The sequence below is a fragment of the Halalkalibacter kiskunsagensis genome (assembly GCF_037027555.1).
Lineage (GTDB): Bacteria > Bacillota > Bacilli > Bacillales > Bacillaceae_D > Halalkalibacter > Halalkalibacter kiskunsagensis.
Window position 1 is genome coordinate 1 of sequence record NZ_JAXBLX010000056.1, and the last position, 16,090, is coordinate 16,090.

General features: G+C 41.5%; 20 protein-coding genes. 1 reads left to right on the forward strand and 19 read right to left on the reverse strand.

Going from position 1 to position 16,090, the window contains the following annotated elements; genetic code table 11:
- The 16 genes from SLH51_RS21525 to hprK all read right to left on the reverse strand — a co-directional run.
- Window positions 1–230, reverse strand: a 230-nt coding sequence (locus tag SLH51_RS21525; RefSeq protein WP_335963588.1) for a hypothetical protein, incomplete at its 3' end; no start/stop codon positions are given.
- Window positions 231–425: 195 nt separating this feature from the next.
- On the reverse strand, window positions 426–1,376 hold the full coding sequence (gene trxB / locus SLH51_RS21530; RefSeq protein ID WP_335963618.1) for a thioredoxin-disulfide reductase: 951 nt from the start codon (window positions 1,374–1,376) through the stop codon (window positions 426–428).
- A 95-nt stretch (window positions 1,377–1,471) separates the two neighbouring features.
- Complete coding sequence (locus SLH51_RS21535) at window positions 1,472–2,521, reverse strand: tetratricopeptide repeat protein (RefSeq protein ID WP_335963590.1); 1,050 nt, start codon at window positions 2,519–2,521, stop codon at window positions 1,472–1,474.
- 150 nt (window positions 2,522–2,671) lie between these two features.
- Window positions 2,672–3,298 (reverse strand): bifunctional phosphoribosyl-AMP cyclohydrolase/phosphoribosyl-ATP diphosphatase HisIE, encoded by a 627-nt coding sequence (hisIE, locus tag SLH51_RS21540; protein WP_335963591.1) that lies wholly within the window; start codon window positions 3,296–3,298, stop codon window positions 2,672–2,674.
- Window positions 3,295–4,053 (reverse strand): imidazole glycerol phosphate synthase subunit HisF, encoded by a 759-nt coding sequence (gene hisF / locus SLH51_RS21545; protein ID WP_335963592.1) that lies wholly within the window; start codon window positions 4,051–4,053, stop codon window positions 3,295–3,297. Before hisF ends, hisIE begins: the two co-directional genes overlap by 4 nt.
- Window position 4,054: 1 nt before the next feature.
- Window positions 4,055–4,789, reverse strand: coding sequence for a 1-(5-phosphoribosyl)-5-[(5-phosphoribosylamino)methylideneamino]imidazole-4-carboxamide isomerase (hisA, locus tag SLH51_RS21550; protein WP_335963594.1), 735 nt, complete (start codon window positions 4,787–4,789; stop codon window positions 4,055–4,057).
- On the reverse strand, window positions 4,782–5,426 hold the full coding sequence (gene hisH, locus SLH51_RS21555) for an imidazole glycerol phosphate synthase subunit HisH (protein ID WP_335963595.1): 645 nt from the start codon (window positions 5,424–5,426) through the stop codon (window positions 4,782–4,784). Before hisH ends, hisA begins: the two co-directional genes overlap by 8 nt.
- Window position 5,427: 1 nt before the next feature.
- Window positions 5,428–6,018 carry an imidazoleglycerol-phosphate dehydratase HisB gene (gene hisB / locus SLH51_RS21560; protein ID WP_335963596.1) on the reverse strand — a complete coding sequence of 197 codons (591 nt, stop codon included), beginning with the start codon at window positions 6,016–6,018 and terminating at the stop codon, window positions 5,428–5,430.
- The gene (gene hisD, locus SLH51_RS21565) at window positions 6,019–7,290 is read right to left on the reverse strand and encodes a histidinol dehydrogenase (RefSeq protein ID WP_335963597.1); all 1,272 of its coding nucleotides are present in this window, start codon (window positions 7,288–7,290) and stop codon (window positions 6,019–6,021) included.
- Entirely contained in the window at window positions 7,290–7,925 is a 636-nt protein-coding gene (gene hisG / locus SLH51_RS21570; protein WP_335963598.1) for an ATP phosphoribosyltransferase, read from the reverse strand. Before hisG ends, hisD begins: the two co-directional genes overlap by 1 nt.
- A gap of 1 nt (window position 7,926) precedes the next feature.
- A complete protein-coding gene (locus SLH51_RS21575; protein WP_335963599.1) occupies window positions 7,927–9,099 on the reverse strand; it encodes an ATP phosphoribosyltransferase regulatory subunit in 1,173 nt (390 codons plus the stop codon).
- A gap of 350 nt (window positions 9,100–9,449) precedes the next feature.
- A complete protein-coding gene (locus SLH51_RS21580; RefSeq protein ID WP_335963600.1) occupies window positions 9,450–9,983 on the reverse strand; it encodes an acyltransferase in 534 nt (177 codons plus the stop codon).
- Complete coding sequence (ppaX, locus tag SLH51_RS21585) at window positions 9,980–10,627, reverse strand: pyrophosphatase PpaX (RefSeq protein ID WP_335963601.1); 648 nt, start codon at window positions 10,625–10,627, stop codon at window positions 9,980–9,982. The genes SLH51_RS21580 and ppaX overlap by 4 nt, the downstream gene beginning before the upstream one ends.
- A complete protein-coding gene (locus tag SLH51_RS21590; RefSeq protein ID WP_335963602.1) occupies window positions 10,617–11,570 on the reverse strand; it encodes a nucleoside recognition domain-containing protein in 954 nt (317 codons plus the stop codon). The genes ppaX and SLH51_RS21590 overlap by 11 nt, the downstream gene beginning before the upstream one ends.
- Window positions 11,571–11,599: 29 nt before the next feature.
- Window positions 11,600–12,469, reverse strand: coding sequence for a prolipoprotein diacylglyceryl transferase (gene lgt, locus SLH51_RS21595; protein ID WP_335963603.1), 870 nt, complete (start codon window positions 12,467–12,469; stop codon window positions 11,600–11,602).
- Between the two features lie 72 nt (window positions 12,470–12,541).
- Entirely contained in the window at window positions 12,542–13,480 is a 939-nt protein-coding gene (gene hprK, locus SLH51_RS21600) for an HPr(Ser) kinase/phosphatase (RefSeq protein WP_335963604.1), read from the reverse strand.
- 333 nt (window positions 13,481–13,813) lie between these two features.
- Between hprK and SLH51_RS21605 the strand changes: the two genes are divergently transcribed.
- Window positions 13,814–13,966 (forward strand): hypothetical protein, encoded by a 153-nt coding sequence (locus tag SLH51_RS21605; RefSeq protein ID WP_335963605.1) that lies wholly within the window; start codon window positions 13,814–13,816, stop codon window positions 13,964–13,966.
- A 134-nt stretch (window positions 13,967–14,100) separates the two neighbouring features.
- Here SLH51_RS21605 and SLH51_RS21610 read toward each other — a convergent pair whose 3' ends face one another.
- From SLH51_RS21610 to SLH51_RS21620, 3 genes are all read right to left on the reverse strand, one after another.
- Window positions 14,101–14,448 carry a phage holin family protein gene (locus SLH51_RS21610; RefSeq protein ID WP_335963606.1) on the reverse strand — a complete coding sequence of 116 codons (348 nt, stop codon included), beginning with the start codon at window positions 14,446–14,448 and terminating at the stop codon, window positions 14,101–14,103.
- Window positions 14,448–14,648 (reverse strand): PspC domain-containing protein, encoded by a 201-nt coding sequence (locus tag SLH51_RS21615; RefSeq protein ID WP_335963607.1) that lies wholly within the window; start codon window positions 14,646–14,648, stop codon window positions 14,448–14,450. Before SLH51_RS21615 ends, SLH51_RS21610 begins: the two co-directional genes overlap by 1 nt.
- 232 nt (window positions 14,649–14,880) lie before the next feature.
- Complete coding sequence (locus tag SLH51_RS21620; protein WP_335963608.1) at window positions 14,881–15,987, reverse strand: DUF4097 domain-containing protein; 1,107 nt, start codon at window positions 15,985–15,987, stop codon at window positions 14,881–14,883.
- Between the last annotated feature and the right edge of the window lie 103 nt (window positions 15,988–16,090).

Here is a 16,090-nt window from a genome sequence, read left to right on the forward strand (position 1 = left end):
TGAATCGAAGCGATGAGCGGAGCCGATGCCTTCTTTTCAGCCTTTTGGAAGCGGGTTTCTTCCAAAAGGCGCGCAACATGCGGAGCCATCGCCACACCCCAAAAAAGGATGATTTTACCTTTTTGTATTGAATCGAAGCGATGAGCGGAGCCGGTGCCTTCTTTTAAGCCTTTTGGAAGTGGGTTTCTTCCAAAAGGCGCGCAACGTGCGGAGCCATCGTAAAACACCAAAAAAGGATGATTTTACCTTTTTGTATTGAATCGAAGCGATGAGCGGAGCCGATGCCTTCTTTTCAGCCTTTTGGAAGCGGGTTTCTTCCAAAAGGCGCGCAACGTGCGGAGCCATCGCAAAACACCAACTGCAATAACAAACTCAACATTCGATGCTCAAGGGTTCGACACTTAACTTTTGGCAGAAGCTCAACTCTACGCCTTCGACTTCTCACCCAAGCTCTCAAGATAATGTTGAACATTTTGTGCAGCTAAACTACCATCACCTGTAGCTGTGACAATTTGACGAAGTGTTTTTTCGCGAATGTCCCCAGCTGCAAAAATTCCAGGCACTTTCGTTTCCATCTCCCCATTCGTTTCCACGTATCCTTCTTCATTTGTAATTCCTAAATTTTTCACACTTGCATTTAGAGGTAGCATGCCAATATAAATAAATACACCGTCTGTTTTAAAGTCTTGTTCTTCACCGGTTTCTGTACTTACTAATGTCACGCTGCCTACTTTTCCATTTTCAGCATTAATTTCTTTAACGGTATGATTCCAAATAAAATCGATTTTGTCATTATTAAAAGCACGTTGTTGTAAAATCTTTTGTGCTCGAAGCTCATCACGGCGATGTACAACCGTCACTTTTGAAGCAAAACGAGTTAAATAGACCGCTTCTTCAACAGCAGAATCTCCACCGCCAACAACGACTAACTCTTTCCCTTTGAAAAAAGCTCCATCACAAACGGCACAATAGGAAACACCACGACCACTTAATTCTTTCTCTCCAGGAACGCCGATCTTCTTGTACTCCGCACCTGTTGCAACAATTACTGCGCGCGCTTTGTACTCTTTACTTCCAGCTTTTATCGTTTTTACATCACCCTCGTCGATGATTTCTTTCACATCACCATAGCCATATTCTGCACCAAATTTCTTAGCATGCTCAAACATTTTCGTAGAGAGCTCAGGTCCAAGTATATGATCAAACCCAGGGTAATTTTCAACATCTTCCGTATTTGCCATTTGACCACCTGGAATTCCGCGTTCTAGCATGATCGTTGAAAGATTTGCACGAGATGTATAAACAGCTGCTGTCATCCCTGCAGGACCAGCTCCAGCTATGACAACATCATAAATTTTTTCCTCACTCATATTGATCCACTCCTTCAAAATGCTCTTAGACTCATCTATATTTATATTTTTTCTCTCATATCGTAGCGAATAATTCGAACGATGTCTATTTTCCTGCTCAGCTAATTAACCCACATATCATAAGTGATTAGCTCTTGTTTTCTTTCAACAATTGCATTGTTTTGTAAGACGGCTTCAGCTTGTTTTGATCCTAGCTCAGCTGCACGCTGAATAATGGATGCTGCCTTATTATGATCTCCTATATGATAAGTCGTAACCCCAAAACAATACAGCAATTCCGAACGGTGCTCCAATTCCCATCCGCTTAACTCTTTTAAGCGTTCATATGCTAACTGATACTCATCGACAGCGACTAACGTCTCAGCCACTTTTAAATAATGATCACTATCAAGAGGATATACTCGGCGCAATGCATTTATAAATTGCTCAGCACTTTTAGCATCCCCACGTTTTTTATAAAACAAGGCTAAGTTGCAAATGGTAAAGAGATTTCCTTTATCCTTCTCAAGAATCATTTCACAAATCTCAAACGCTGACTCATCCCCAATACGAAAAAATGCCTCCGCTAGATGATTATGAGCTGCCCAATAAGTAGGATGCTCGTCAATGATTGCTTGCAAAACAGGAATAGCCGCATGAACCTCTCCCTGCCGCAATAAATATCGAGCACGCTCATATTGCGCAATTAATTCATCTTCATCTTCGTCAAGATCTTCCCACTCATCATCCTCTTCTCTCTCAAACCTAAGCAGTTCCAAGAGATCTTTCGCATCTTCTACAAACCGTTCATTTGGACTTAACTCCAAGTAACGCAACGCCATTCGTTCCGCTTTTTCAAATAGACCTAAATAAGCATAATTATTCGCCATGAAAAAGTAACACTCAGCAACATCATCTTTTTCTGCCAACACGTTATGCAAAATTTCATTTGACCGATCATATTCGCCAATTTCTGATAAAACTGCGGCTAACTGAACATGAAAAACCGGTTCTGTATTTGTTATTTTTACTGCTCTTTCTAACAGTTTAATCGCACGTTGCAAATGATTCTTCCGAAATGCTTCGATTCCGCGATGAAAGAAATAATCGCCACTTTGAAACAAAGGGACGACTTTACGGTTTTCTTGTTCGTTTTTTGGTGTTACATCCATGAAGTTTTGTTACCTCCAGCTTCTCATTCATTGCATCTAGTATACATTATTTTTGACATTGTGGGAACGGGGGGGAAAACCAAAAAAAGTCTAAGCAACTAACACCTCACATATGGCACTAGTTGTTCAGACCCTTCCTTTAAGGTAATTCTATTTATGTCTTTCTTCTAAAACAGCCAACACATCATCTAATGGTAATTTTTGTTCACGTAACAATACTAATACGTGATACAGCAAATCAGCGACTTCCCATTTCAATTCTTCAGGATCACGGTTTTTCGCCGCAATGATTACTTCTCCTGCTTCTTCGCCGACCTTCTTTAAAATTTTATCTACCCCTTTATCAAACAAGTACGTCGTGTAAGCACCTTCTGGCATTTCTGCCTCACGCTCGGCAATGACTTGCTCCAACTCATCTAGAATTGCAAAACGAGTAGGGTTTACACGAACGGCTTGCTCTTCAAACAATGAATCGGCAAAGCATGTGTACTCACCTTTATGGCAAGCAGGACCAGCCGGTACAACTAACACAACAAGCGAATCCGCATCGCAGTCATAACGCATATCGACAATTTGCTGCGTATTGCCAGATGTCGCTCCTTTATGCCATAGCTCCTGCCTCGAACGTGAATAAAACCATGTCTCTCTCGTCTCAAGTGACTTTTCTAACGATTCTTTATTCATATAAGCTAACGTTAACACTTCTTTGCTCGCAGCATCTTGTACAATCGCCGGAACGAGCCCTTTTTCATCAAACGTAATATTTTCAATGCTCATCGTACGGTCACACCCTTTTCTTTTAAGTACGTCTTCACTTCTGCGACCGACGTTTCTTTGTAGTGAAAAATCGATGCTGCAAGCGCCGCATCTGCCTTGGCATCTACAAACACATCCGCAAAGTCTTCTTTTTTTCCCGCACCGCCTGAAGCAATCACAGGTACAGTAACGGCAGCATTGACCGCTTTTGTTAACGCTAGATCAAAGCCTGTTTTTGCCCCGTCTTGATCCATACTTGTCAGCAAAATTTCACCAGCACCAAGTCGTACCGCTTCCTTCGCCCAAGAGATTACTTCCCAGTCCGTTGCTTCGCGGCCACCGTGCGTGTAAATGCGCCACGACCCTAGTTCTTCGTCGTATTTCGCATCAATCGCGACAACGATACACTGTGATCCGAAGAAGTCAGCACCTTCTTTAATTAATTCCGGGCGCTTGATTGCTGCTGTATTGAGTGATACCTTATCAGCTCCAGCGCGCAACACACGCTTCATGTCTTCAAGTGAGTTGATCCCACCGCCTACGGTAAATGGAATCGCCAACGTACCAGCAACTTCCTCGACAACTTCCACCATCGTTTCACGACCTTCATGAGACGCGGATATATCAAGAAATACAAGCTCATCTGCACCTTGTTCATCATAGAAGGCAGCTAACTCAACAGGATCGCCAGCATCTTTTAAGTCAACAAACTGAATGCCTTTTACAACACGACCATCTTTTACATCCAAACAAGGAACGATTCGTTTTGTAAGCATCTTATTCGCCTCCTTGCAGCGCTTCTTCTAACGTAAATTGATTCGTGTAAAGGGCTTTGCCGACAATGGCTCCACTTACACCACGGTTTTTCCGTTCGCGAAGTTCAGTTAAATCAGTAAGTGAGCTCACCCCACCAGAAGCAATTACTTGTTTTCCTGTTGCTTCGGCTAAGTTCGTAATGGCCTCTGTATTTGGACCTGACAACATACCATCACGAGAAATATCAGTAAAAATAAACACTTCAGCACCGTGGCGAGCAAGCTCAATAGCTAACGTTTCTGCTTTCACAGAAGACGTTTCAAGCCAGCCTTCTGTCGCGACATAGCCATCACGAGCATCAAGACCAATCGCAATCCGTTCTCCACCGTAAGTAGCAAGCATTTCTTTTGTGAATTCAGGATTGTTCACGGCCACACTGCCAAGAATGACACGATTAACGCCTTGCTCAAGGTAAAAGGCCACATCCTCAGCTGTCCGAATTCCGCCACCCACTTGCACTTTCGCATCGAGTTCTTTGGCCACACGGAGGACGTGCTCATGATTGACACGCTTTTTTGCTTTTGCTCCGTCTAAATCAACCATGTGAATCCATTCCGCTCCGCTATCTGCAAATATCTTCGCCATATCAAACGGAGAATCTCCGTAAACGGTCTCTTGATCATAATCCCCTTGCACAAGACGTACACACTTGCCGTCTCTCATATCAATTGCCGGATAAATAATAAAATTACTCACGACTTTCTCCTCCTTGCGTCACAAGCTCTCCGAAGTTACGAAGGATGGACATGCCAACATGACTGCTTTTTTCTGGATGAAATTGTGTACCCATAACATTTTTTTGGCCAACAACAGCTGGAACGGTTACGTCATATTCACTTGAAGCCAGTAACACGTCCTCTTCCTGATGCTTGACCACATACGAGTGAACAAAGTAAACATGACCTTCTTCGACATCTTGTAAAAGCTTGTGCTCTGGCTTGTGAAACGTCAGCTTATTCCAGCCCATATGTGGAACTTTGTACATTTCACCGTTCGCTGTATGACCAACAAAACGCTCCACTCGACCAGGAAGCAGTTTTAATCCTTCTGTTTGCCCGTGTTCATCACTTTCGTCAAACAAAAGCTGCATCCCAAGACAAATGCCAAGAAGCGGCTTGCCAGAGTCTGCCCATTCATGTAAAAAGTCAGTCAATCCCATTTCATTCAGTGTCTTCATCGCATCGGGAAAAGCACCTACTCCAGGAAGAAGCAATCCATCGGTCTTTTTCAGTTGTTCGATATCATCCGTTAAAATGTATTCTAGCTCTAAACGCTCGAGTGCTTTGCTTACACTGTGCAAGTTTCCCATGCCGTAATCAACAATGCCGATCATCCTACAACATTCCCTTCGTCGACGGGACTCCTTTGACCCGCTCATCGATACTTGTTGCTTCATCTAACGCTCGTGCAAGTGCCTTAAATACTGCTTCAATCATGTGATGCGTGTTATGACCGTAATGAACAATGATATGTAAATTCATTCTCGCTTCAAGAGCTAGCTTCCACATAAATTCATGAACAAGCTCAACATCAAATGTTCCGACTTTTTGACTTGGAAATTCTGCACGGAACTCAAGATGAGGTCGATTGCTTAAATCAACAACAACTTGTGCTAACGTCTCGTCCATAGGAACAAACGCATTCCCGTAACGGCGAATTCCTTTTTTATCACCTAATGCTTCCTTTAACACATGCCCAAGACAAATCCCGATATCCTCTGTTGTGTGGTGATCATCAACTTCTGTATCTCCTTTTGCATCAACCATTAAATTGAAATGACCGTGTTTTGTAAAGAGGTCTAGCATATGCGTTAAAAAAGGGACTCCTGTTTCAAGTTCTGATCTTCCTTCTCCATCAACAGCAAAATCAAGTTTAATTTGCGTTTCACCCGTATTTCGTTCGATATGTGCGCGTCTTTCTGTCATCTATTTATCCTCCAACCTAATATCAATTGCTCGTGCATGTGCTTCTAATCCTTCTAATCGTGCAAGGGCAGAAATTATATAACCATTTTCTTGTAATGCTTGTTTGCTATAAGCAATAATGCTTGATTTCTTAGTAAAATCATCAACATTTAGTGGACTTGAAAACCTCGCTGTTCCATTTGTCGGTAAGACATGATTGGGACCAGCAAAATAATCCCCCACTGGCTCTGAGCTATATGGCCCTACAAAAATCGCTCCAGCATGTCGGATTTTCCCGACCAAATTCATCGGTTCTTCTGTTAACAATTCAAGGTGTTCAGGTGCCAATTCATTTATGACATCAATTGCTTCAACTAAATCATGCGCGATATAAATTACACCGTAATCACGTATTGAAGCTCCTGCTATCTCGCGTTTCGGTAATGTTGTTAGCTGTTCTTGGACTTCTTTTGCCACATTTTCAGCTAATAGTTTTGATGTCGTCACCAGTACTGCTGATGCTTGTTCATCGTGCTCTGCTTGTGATAATAAGTCAGCAGCGATATAGCGTGGATCAGCAGACTTATCTGCTAGTACAACAATCTCACTTGGACCTGCAATCATATCAATATCGACTTTGCCAAATACAGCTCGCTTTGCAAGCGCGACATAAATGTTTCCTGGACCTGTGATTTTATCAACAGCTGGGATCGATTCGGTTCCATATGCGAGAGCGGCAACTGCTTGAGCGCCGCCTACTTTGTAAATTTCTTTCACGCCTAACTCCTTCGCTGTCACAAGTACACTCGCTGGAAGGTTTCCATCCGCCCCAGCTGGAGACACCATGACAATTCGCCCGACACCGGCTACTTGAGCAGGAATGACATTCATCATAATTGAAGAAGGATAAGACGCTTTTCCGCCTGGAACATAGACGCCCACAGCATCAAGTGCCGTCACCTTTTGACCGAGAATCGTTCCATCTTCTTTTGTCGTTAACCAAGACTGGCGCTTTTGACGTTCATGAAAATCACGGATGTTTGTGATCGCTTCGCGTAGTGCCTCGATCAACGTATCATCGATATGAGCGTATGCTCCCTCTAGTTCTGCCTCTGTCACTCTCAAACTTTTAAGATCGGCTCCATCGAATTGTTTGGTCAACTCGAATAAAGCCTGATCCCCCTGTTCCTTTACTTGGGAAATGATCGCTTCAACCGTCGCGCGTTGCGTTTCGGTTCCTGTATCGATGTCACGTTTAATACTGATATTAGCTCCAACATTGACAATTTTCATCACTCATCCCCCTCAATCACTAGAGATAGACGCTCGACCATTTGATCAATTCGCTCATCTTTCATGCGATAACTGACAGGGTTAACAATTAATCGTGACGTAATTGGAACAATGGTTTCAAGCTCAACTAAGCCATTTTCCTTTAGCGTGCGACCTGTTGAAACAATATCAACAATGCGGTCAGCAAGACCAATTAATGGCGCTAGCTCAATCGATCCATTTAATTTGATGATTTCAACCTGTTCACCTTGCTCTTTAAAATATTGCGTCGCAAGATTAGGATATTTCGATGCTACTTTTGGATTTATATCTTTCTTTTCATAACCAGGAAGACCAGCAACGGCTAAGTAACACTCACTAATTTGTAAATCAAGCACTTCATAGACGACGCGCTCTTCTTCAATCATCGTATCTTTTCCTGCTACACCAACATCCGCCACGCCGTGCTCGACATACGTTGGCACATCCATTGGCTTTGCAAGGATAAAGCGCATGTTTTCTTCCGGCACATCTATAATTAACTTACGTGAATCATCAAACTCAGCAGGCAAATTGTAGCCCGCTCTTCGTAACAACTCTAATGCTTCTTCAAAAATACGCCCTTTGGGCATTGCTACCGTTAACCATTCTGCCATCTTACGCTTCTCCTTTCTTTGCACCAATGAAGTAGTACATTTCTGTGAATTGCTCTGACATCCCGTCAACATCTTCCACACCGGCAATGTCTTGAACGACAACAGCTTCTCCTTTTGCTCGTAAGCTTGCTGCCTCTTTAAACGCTTCCGCTCTTCTTTCTTTGCTAAAAACGATGCACGTTGTCTTTCTTGCTGAAGCTAGTTGTCCTATTGCTTCAACGAGGAGATCAAGTCTGAGGCCAAATCCAGTCGCTTGACCAGGACGTTCGAACTTGCCAAGAAGCTCATCATAGCGTCCTCCACTACAAAGCGGAACACCTAAATTGCTGCCATACCCTTCAAAGACCGCGCCTGTGTAGTAGCTCATATGTAACACAAGATTTAAATCAAGTTTCACATATTGCTCGATCCCGTAGCTCTCTAGCACATTCCATAACTCTTCTAACTCCGATAATGCTTTTGTTCCTTCTTCCGTTTTCACAAGTTTTGCAGCTTCTTCAAGCGTTCCCTTGCCCCCACGTAGTTTTAACAAACCGAGTAGTCTCCCTTTATCAATCGAGGAGATCGGTAGGTTTTTTACATGTTCCCTGAAACCAACATAATTTTTTTCATATAAAAATCGACGAAGCTCATCCGCTCTCTCGCCAACGATATCAAGCAAGAGCGCATTCACATAGCCGATGTGACCAATCGCAATTTTAAAATGAGATAATCCAGCACGCTTTAACGAAGACGCCATTAACGCAATTACTTCTCCGTCTGCGCTTACGGTCCCATCGCCAATTAACTCAACTCCTAATTGTTCAAATTCTGCCGGCTTCCCGCCTTCATGCTGCTGTGCGCGGTACACGTTTGATTGATACGAAAGTCTAAGTGGATACGCCTCTTGTTTCATGCTTGATGCGACAAGTCTAGCAATAGGTGCTGTCATATCAGGACGAAGCACGAGTGTATTTCCTTGCTGATCTAATAACTTAAACAACTGTTGGTCTAAAATGGCTGATGCAAGACCAACTGTTTCGTAATATTCTAATGTTGGAGTCTCAATCATTTGATAACCCCATCCAGTCATTTCTGTATCTAGTTGTTTCCTTAATTGTTTCTTCATTTCATACATTTCTGGCAATGTATCCCGCATTCCTAGCGGCTTTTCAAACATAAGTGGCTTAGACATCAACTTCACTCCTTCGTTCTTCTCCATAGTCTGCACAGAGCAGATCCCCACTAGCTTTTTTCTCTTTCCTATCATTCGCCTTTTTTTGTCAAAATACCTGTTTTTCTTCGTTTTAAAATTATGTTACTGCTAATTCACTTTAGTTCGCTAATGTGCTAATAAGATAAAGTATAATGATTAGTTTACCTTGATGTATGAACATCGTCAACCGTTTCGTTTAAATTTCCGCCATACTCTTTTTGAATTGCGTAAGTTTTCGCATATTTCAAGATAAAAAAAGAGGCTTTCTCAAAACTTGAGGATCTGCCTCTAGAGGACAATATATAGATTTGCATTGCGTATTGCTCTAACTAGTCGAGGTCAGGCTCTTTTGAGTCACCCTTCGTCTTATTATTGTCTTCCTTTTCACGAATAACCTGCATCGGGTTTCCTCCGACAAAGGCCCCTGCTGGCACATCACGATGAACGAGCGTTCCGGCTGATACAATGGCACCATCCCCAATCGTCACACCTGGAAGAATCGTTGTATTCGCCCCAATCATGACCTCATCTCCAATCACAACATCGCCTAGCCTGTACTCTTTAATTAAATACTCATGAGCTAAAATCGTTGTGTTGTAGCCGATAATGGAATTGCGCCCAATTGAAATACGTTCTGGAAACATAATATCCATCATTACCATTAACGCAACTGCTGTCTCCTCGCCAACTTTCATACCGAGGAACGTACGATAGAGCCAATTCTTGACACTGATCAATGGGGTGTAGCGTGAAATTTGAATGACGATAAAGTTTTTGACGACCTTCCAAAAAGGAACAGTTTTATAAATATGCCAGAGCGAATTCGCTGATTTCACCTGATATCGCTCTGTCTTTCTGCTCATTGATGTTCCACTCCAACAATTGCTAGTAAATCACGCATATTGGAAAGAATATAATCAGCTTCAAAAGTCTTTATCTTTTCTTCTCCTTTAATTGACCAGCCTACGACTGCTGTAGGCACACCTAAATTTTTCCCTGCTTGCACATCAAACTGACTATCGCCAACCATCATCGCTGTTTCCTTAGACGAACCGAGAGCATCTAATGCTTTTTCAAGTGGTTCTGGATCTGGCTTTGCATTTTCGACATCATCAAGACCAATGACAACATCAAAAAACTGATCAAGCCCAGTAAGCTTTAGCCCCATTAATGCCGTTTTTCGTATTTTTGTCGTCACAATCGCGATCTTATAGCCTTCTTTATGAAATCGCTCAATCGTTTCATAAACTCCTTCATATTCTGTTACGAGTTCATCATGCTTCGCATGATTAAACGTACGATATGTTTGAATCATTTCATCAACTCGAGTCGGATCCACCGATTCAAAGCTATCTATAAGAGGCGGTCCAATAAACTCAATCGCATGCTCACGCGTATATTCTCCTGGTTTATATTGCTCGAGCGTGTGCAGGAATGAAGCAATAATTAATTCATTTGTATTAATAAGCGTACCATCTAGATCAAACAATAACGTATCAATGTTCATATGTCGCTTCCTCTCTCTCTAGCTGTTGTTTTTTCTCCAAGCGATTCCAAATAAAGGCGATGGCAATCGTTAACAGAATCGCTGTCACTACGCGAATAATTAATAGTGGCCAGACTGGAATCCCAAGTGGAATGAAAATCAATGTATCCTCGATCACGGCGTGACACGCAACAAGAAAGATAAATACTAAATATAAATCTTTCTTGGCTACTCCATCTTCTTTTACAGCTTGAATCATGACCCCTGCACCGAATGCAAGACCAAACAATAACCCAGACGCTAGTGTCGTTGATGTGTTTTCTTTTATGCCTAGCATTTTCGTAAAAGGTGCCATGGCTTTTGAGACTAGCTTTAACCAGTTTCGTTCTTTCATAATTTGGACAACAACCATAAGCGGAATCACGATCATCGCTAGTTGGATTATTCCAAGCGTTGCACTCGTGACCCCTTGCCACGCAATCGCAAGCCACCCATCCACTTTAGGTTGACCTGTACTTGAGACTAATCCATACTGAGCTAGCTCTTGCCCCCCATCCCAAACAAGATTGATGAGGAAAGCAGAGAAAAGCGCTAACCCCACTCGAACAACAAGAACAACGGACATTTTAATACCGACTTTTGTTGCGACAGCCGATTCTACAAATAAGTTATGTGAAAAAGAGAGCATCACCGCAAGGATAAACACTTCTTTCACTGACAAATCCATTGTTAAAATTGCTCCGATAGCTGCGTATAAATTTAAGACATTCCCTAAAACAAGTGGAATCGCCGCTTCCCCTGGCAGTCCAAACCATCCCATAACAGGAGCCAACAATTTCGCTAGCCATTCAAGTACAGGTGTATAACCTAATATCGTTACAATTAGCGTTATTGGAAAAATGATTTTCCCGAGCGTCCAAGTTGTTTGCAATCCGACAAGGAGCCCGCGTTTTAGCATCCCCATTGCGCTACTCCCTCCATATGTTTCTCTCTCTATTTTTTCTTCTTTTTCTTTTTCGGTTTGTTAGTTGCTTGTTTCGTTGATCCCGTTAGCGCAGGCGCGTGATAGCGCGGTACATCTGGTTGCATACGACGATAAACTGTAAAAATAATCGCTCCAACGATGAGAATAATAGACATAACTTGAGCCGTTTTTAATACCCCACCAATTAATAAGTAATCTAGGCGTACTGCCTCAAGAAAGAACCGGCCAACTGAGTAATAAACCAAATACGTCATAAACATCTCACCTTGGCGCAAGTCCAAACGTCGTAAATATAGTAACAAGAGAAACCCTAATACATTCCAAATTGATTCATACAAAAAGGTCGGATGGTAATAGGTCCCGTTAATGAACATTTGATTTATGATAAATTCAGGAAGCATTAAGCCTTCTAAAAACTCTCTCGTAACTGGTCCGCCATATACTTCTTGGTTCATGAAGTTTCCCCATCGTCCAATCGCTTGTGCCAAGATTAAACTTGGTACGGTAATATCAGCAATTTGCCAAAATGAGTAGCCGCGTTTTTTACAAAAGAAATAAGCCGTCAGCATCCCTCCGATGACCCCTCCGTGAATCGCTAACCCTCCTTCCCAAATGTAGAAGGCACGGATCGGATTATCCGCAAATTGTTCCCATCTAAAAATGACATAATAGGCTCTTGCAGAAAGAATCGAAATTGGAAGTGCAAACAGTAGCAAATCTGCATAAGTTTCCTTTGGATATCCTAACTTCACTGCTTCTCTAGTTGCGATTAGATACCCGATAAAAACCCCTAATCCAATGAGCGCCCCATACCAATAAATCGTGAATGGTCCGATTTCTAGAAAAATTCGACTTAGCGGTTCTATATTTCCTTCCATTAATTACCTCTCCCTTACATATCAGTTCAATAAAAGCGCGCTATGAATTAGTACACGCCATGTTTGCCAGCATTAACGAAATTCCTCGTGATCTCCTTCTTCAATGACATCGGTTAATCTCGCTGAAAACTCTTGTGCCGCATCATAACCGAGACGTTTTAGACGGAAGTTCATCGCTGCTACTTCAATAATAACCGCTAAATTTCGTCCTGGACGGACCGGTACGGTTAACTTCGTAATATCTGTATCAATGATTCTCATTTTTTCTTCCTCTAACCCTAAGCGATCATACGCTTTCTTTTGATCCCAAAGTTCTAGATTAATACAAAGAACAATCCTTTTAAATGGACGCACTGCTCCCGCACCAAATAACGTCATTACATTAATAATTCCCAAGCCTCGTATTTCCAGTAAATGTTGAATCAAATCAGGCGATCTCCCTACAAGTGTTCCTTCGTTTTCTTGACGAATCTCAACTGAATCATCAGCTACAAGTCGATGTCCACGACGAACAAGGTCAAGGGCCGTTTCACTTTTCCCGACACCACTGTTTCCCGTAATTAAAACGCCAATGCCATAAATGTCAACAAGTACTCCATGGATTGCTGTCATTGGGGCCAATTCGCTATCTAAGAAAGTCGTAATGCTACTACTTAGCCGAGTTGTCGGGATGTGGGAACGTAACAAAGGCACACCCACTTTTTCAGCCGCAGTTATTAATTCCTCTGGAACTGCTAATCCACGTGAAATTATAATTCCAGGTGTATCGTATGTACATAGCTTTAACATTCTTTCTTCTCGTTCATGCTGCTTTAATTGCTCAAAAAATGAAAGTTCTGTTCGTCCCAATAGTTGCAGGCGTTTTGCTGGGTAATACGTAAAATAACCAGCCATCTCGATTCCTGGTCTAGACAAGTCACTTGTTGTGATTGGTCGGTAGATCCCCTCTTCTCCTGCTACCAGTTCTAAATTAAAACGTTCTAATAAATCATTTGCTGTTACTTTTGCCATTTCGTTAATCCCACCTTCACTATCTCATATACATTCCTAACTTTAGTGAGTACGTTTTCCATTTTAGCATGTTTTAACTGAAATCATTTCATACTTGTCCAATCTTTTTTTTATTAAACGAATGGATCATATGAGCGTCAATGGAAAGTTATAGATACCTTCCTTATTCTATCATGTTATAGAAGCGCCTACTTATTAAAGTGTTTCCAAAAAGTTTTGCAACTCTAAAATATTCTCACTTAAATAAACGATCTCGGAACAGGCAACTATGTTTCAATCCAACGAAAACGGGTACAGCATACTATACTTTAAGATAGAAGGAGGAAAATAAAAATGAGTCGAGATGTTGATGTCGAAAGAAAAAACGTAGAAACAAAAAAAGATATAGGCAAAGTAGCCTCCACCTTCATCAAATACGCAGCCTATCTCATTATGTTCTTTGGCTTTCTATGGTTTTTAGTCGCATACGTCTTTCCTCTCTTTTAGGAAAGCTAAAGCAAAAAGAGCGAACGACAATTCTATAAATTTTTACTAAATAACATAAAAAAATCTCCAAAAAAAAATCCTCTCAAAACAATTTTCGAGAGGATTTTTTTTGAAATTGGTTATTATTATATTTACTATCTTCGCTTTCGCATCGGTTTTACAACAAACGTTTGTATAATTGCAATGAGAATAGCCGCTAGAATTGCCATCCCAAACCCATCAATCACAAACGCACTTCCCATAAGAGCGGCTGTTAACATTAATGTTATCGCACTAATGATGAATAAAAAGAACCCAAGTGTCAATATGGTGATCGGCAATGTTAAGACAACAAGAATCGGCTTGACGATCGCATTCACAATTGATAAAAGCAAACTCGCGACCAACGCCGCACCAAATCCTGATAAATGAAAACCATTAAATAAATAAGCAATCGCGATTAAAATCAATGCATTAATGATGAGACCTAAAATCCAACGCATTAATCCCTCACATCCTCTTCATTCGGAATAAGCACAATTGCGATAATATACCCAATGATAAAAGGGAAAAAACCCGTTACAAAAAATAGAATCACAGCTAATAACCTGATGACTGTTGGGTCTAATGACAAATATTTTGCCAGCCCTCCACATACACCCGCAAGCTTACGATCATATTGGGATCGAAACAAACGTTTCACATTAATCACCCTCTTTCTTTAGAAAAACTTGGCTCTCACCAAATCGAGCTATCTTATTCTCCTGCTCTTTCCGAACCGCAGAGAGGACTCCAGCGGTAGCCTTCGTTTTTCTTACTACCTAACCATTTTCCTCTCTCAGCCGAAAAAACTGCTGGAGAAACTATACTTTCTGTTTTGATATCAGTTATGGAGGGATCTAGGAAGACAATCCTTTTTCTTACCATTCCCTAGATCACTTCTGATCTTTCACAAGCACGGAGCCTGTATTTGTTAAAGCACTCACCTTAACTCGTGGAGATGATTGTTGATTGCCGATAAAACTTAGTGATTTTTGTGCAAATTCCTTCTTTTCTTCCAGTACTTCATAATCACTTAGGTCGATGGAAAAGCCCCCAACATTTGTTTTTAACTTCCCTTCAACTCGAGTCGTTTTTGGAATAGACAAGTGAATGCTACCCGTTGTTGCTTTTAAATCGGCATAGCCTGATTCCTTTAACTCATCCAAGTCATACGTAATCGAACCATTTACCGTTTCGGCATCAAAGTCTTGAACGACACCTGTTAACGTAATTCCACCATTTATCGTTTTCGCATCAAAAACATCAATGTCTGCTTTTTTATACTCAATCGCTCCATTGACTGTTTCTGCCATAACCTTCTTTGCTTTCACTGAAGAAAACGAAAGCGCGCCATTCATCGCATTTACATCAAGTGTATCAACATCAAGCGTATCCCCACTTATTTGTCCATTAAACGTGTACAACTTAATATGAGTAAACGTAACTCGTGGTACGTAGACCGTCGTTTGCACTTTAATTGATTTCGTTTTGGTATGAAATAATAGCTTTTTTTCATCTACACGAAACGTTGATTCCTGCAAAAAGATACGACGAGCCTCTTCACTATTCTTTACCCTATACACTCTCGCCTTACACTCAACACGCACATCTGACTCATTCCAAGGCTTAAACGTAATGGATCCATTTTCTAGTGAAATATCTAATGACGTTGGCGAAACTTCGCGATGCTGAAAGATATGATCAATTTCAACAGCTGTCCCAAAGTTAAAATCAAGGTCAACATCTTTAATCTTCTGAATTGTACTTTCAATAAATGACGTAAACAAATTTGTTGTCGATGAAGCGGCTTGACGAGCACGCTCACGATAGTGATCCCCCTCATCCCACTTCACTTCCGTCGATACTTCTGCAACAGGAGTGTCGACTTTACGAGTTTGTTCAGGCTCCGTTTTTTCCATTGCTTCAAGAAGTTTAATTCCTTCTTCAGCCGTAATTTTCCCGTCCTCTATCATCTTTAAAATCATCTTTCGTTCTTCCAACAATCCCACTCCCTCATTCTTCAGATATGAGTCAAGCACAACAACGACTACTACACTATTGTATTACGAACAAACAACAAAACATGTTTCATTTATCTTCAAA